The sequence below is a fragment of the Mesorhizobium sp. M7A.F.Ca.US.005.03.2.1 genome, from assembly GCF_003997795.1.
Classification (GTDB): Bacteria; Pseudomonadota; Alphaproteobacteria; order Rhizobiales; family Rhizobiaceae; genus Mesorhizobium; species Mesorhizobium ciceri.
This window is the reverse complement of sequence record NZ_RZRP01000990.1, coordinates 1-2,145: the sequence shown is the minus strand read 5'-3', so window position 1 is coordinate 2,145 and position 2,145 is coordinate 1. Positions and strand designations below refer to the sequence as shown.

The following is a 2,145-nucleotide window of genomic DNA, read 5'->3' as shown; positions in this document are numbered from 1 at the left end:
AGGCAGGCGCGCATGGCCGCCGTCGGCCCTTCGACGGTCGGCGCGACAATGTCGGAGGCGTCGGCGGAGAGGCCGGCGCCGGCGACCTCGGCAAGGATGGTGGCGCCGCGCGCCATGGCGTGCTCGTACGTCTCCAGGACCGCCATGCCGGCGCCCTCGCCGAGCGACAGTCCCTGGCGGTCGGCCGAAAATGGCCGGCAGGTGTCGGGCGCCAGCACGCGCAATGCTTCCCAGCCCTTCAGGATGCCCCAGACCAGCGGCGCATCGGTGCCGCCGGCGACCATCACGTCGGCGCGGCCAAGTCTGATCTGGTCGACGGCCGAGGCGATGGCGTGGTTGGACGACGAACAGGCCGAGGTGACGCCGAAGACCGGGCCGCGCAGGCCCAGATTCATGCTGACGTGGCCAGAGGCCGCGCTTGGCATGACCTTTGGCACGGTGAAGATGCCGGCGCGGTTCTTGCCCTCGACCAGGATGGCGCGATAGCTCTCCTCGATCGCCTCCCAGCCGCAGACGCCGACGCCGACGACGGTGCCCATCCGATAGGTGGTGGCTTCATTCGAGACCAGGCCGGCGTGCTGCATGGCTTCCCTGGCTGCGATCGTCGCCAGCAGGCTGAAGCGGTCCATCGACACGGTCTGCTTGCGGTCGATGCCGTGATCGGGAAGCGTCTTGATTTCGCAGCCGACCTTGACCTTCAGATCATGCAGTTGGGGACTTGTGATCTGGCCGATGGCCGAGCGGCCGGCGCGCATCTCGTTCCAGATCGCGGGCGCGCTGGTGCCGAGCCCGCAAATGCCGCCCATGCCGGTGATGACAACGCGCTGCCGCATTCAGTTCAGGCTTTTTTCGCGATCAGCGCGCGCACAGCTTCGACCATGTCGCCGACGTTCTTCAGATTGCTCCAGGCGTCGACCGTGTTCATCTCGATCTCGATGCCATACTCTTCCTCAAGATCGAAGATAATCTCCGTCAGCTCGAGCGAATGGATGCCAAGCGAGGTCAATTCGGTGGTGGTGGTGATTTCTTCGCCGCCCGGCTCGGCATGAGCCTTGATCTTCGCGATGATATCCGTTGCCAGCTGGTCGGCCATTCGGTTCCTTCCCCACTATCTCGCGTTTCCCGACGCCGACTGAGCAGCGCCCCTTTTTCTCCTGGTATCAAGCCGCCGTCGTCGTTTAATACCCCCGCCAAGCGCAGCATGACCGTACCAAGGTGGTTCCCTCTATAGAAACCGAAACGTTGTCAAGCAACAAGCTATATCGAACTCCATATCGACAAAGCCGCCGGAGTGCTTAACGTGCAGGCATGGATATGGGCGAACATGGCGGGATTTCGACGCAGCGCGTTGCGGGCGTGGCGCGGCTTTCCTGTGCGCTTGGCGAGGGCCGCACGCGCTTGCGGCGCCTCTATCAGGACGGCGCCGCCAAGATAAGAATGCCGGCCGTCTCGGCCGATCCGCTCGAAGCGGTGCTGATCAACACCGCCGGCGGAATGACGGGCGGCGACCGTATCGCCTGGGACGTGGATGTCGGCGCGGCCGCTTCGGCATCGATCACCACGCAGGCCTGCGAGAAGATCTACCGGGCGGCATCCGACCATGCCGAAGTGCGGGTCAATTTGTCGGTAGGCGAAAACGGCCGCATCGCCTGGCTGCCGCAGGAAACCATCGTCTTCGACCGGGCGGCCTTTGCCCGCACGCTCGACGTCGAGCTTGCCGTCGGCGCCGAGGCGCTGGTGCTGGAAGCCGCCGTCTTCGGCCGCCTGGCGATGGGCGAACGCGCCACGCAGGGCAACTTCCATGACCGCTGGCGTGTGCGTCAGGATGGCGCCCTCGTTCATGCCGAGGATTTCCGCATCGGGCCCGATATCGCCGCAACGCTCGATCGCCCGGCGGTTGCCGGCGGCGCGATCGCGGTGGCGACATTGCTTCTGGTGTCGCCGCGCGCCGAAGCCCTGCTCGATCCGGTTCTGGAGATCGTCGGCGACCAGGGCAGCGCCAGCGCCTGGCGCGTGAAGAAATCTGGCAAGCTTCTTGCGAGGCTCTACGCCGGGGATGGCTACCGGCTGCGCCAGCGGCTGGTTCCACTCGTCGAATTGCTCAACGGAAGGGCGGGGTTGCCCAAATTATGGTCACTATAGGCC

The 2,145-nt window shown here is 65.4% G+C and carries 3 protein-coding genes; 1 reads left to right on the top strand and 2 read right to left on the bottom strand.

Annotation, left to right across the window (positions count from 1 at the left end):
• Window positions 1–833, bottom strand: an 833-nt coding sequence (locus EN991_RS33625; RefSeq protein WP_164769572.1) for a beta-ketoacyl-[acyl-carrier-protein] synthase family protein, incomplete at its 3' end; no start/stop codon positions are given.
• 5 nt (window positions 834–838) lie between these two features.
• The gene (locus tag EN991_RS33620) at window positions 839–1,093 is read right to left on the bottom strand and encodes an acyl carrier protein (protein ID WP_013528393.1); all 255 of its coding nucleotides are present in this window, start codon (window positions 1,091–1,093) and stop codon (window positions 839–841) included.
• 221 nt (window positions 1,094–1,314) lie between these two features.
• Here EN991_RS33620 and EN991_RS33615 point away from each other — a divergent pair, with 221 nt between their 5' ends.
• Window positions 1,315–2,142: an urease accessory protein UreD gene (locus EN991_RS33615; RefSeq protein WP_084015581.1), complete on the top strand. Its 828-nt coding sequence runs from the start codon at window positions 1,315–1,317 to the stop codon at window positions 2,140–2,142.
• Window positions 2,143–2,145: the final 3 nt, after the last annotated feature.

Coding starts and splice junctions, on each gene's coding strand:
- EN991_RS33620 (WP_013528393.1), bottom strand. CDS start 1,093: ATGGCCGACCAGCTGGCAACGGATATCATCGCGAAGATCAAGGCTCAT.
- EN991_RS33615 (WP_084015581.1), top strand. CDS start 1,315: ATGGGCGAACATGGCGGGATTTCGACGCAGCGCGTTGCGGGCGTGGCG.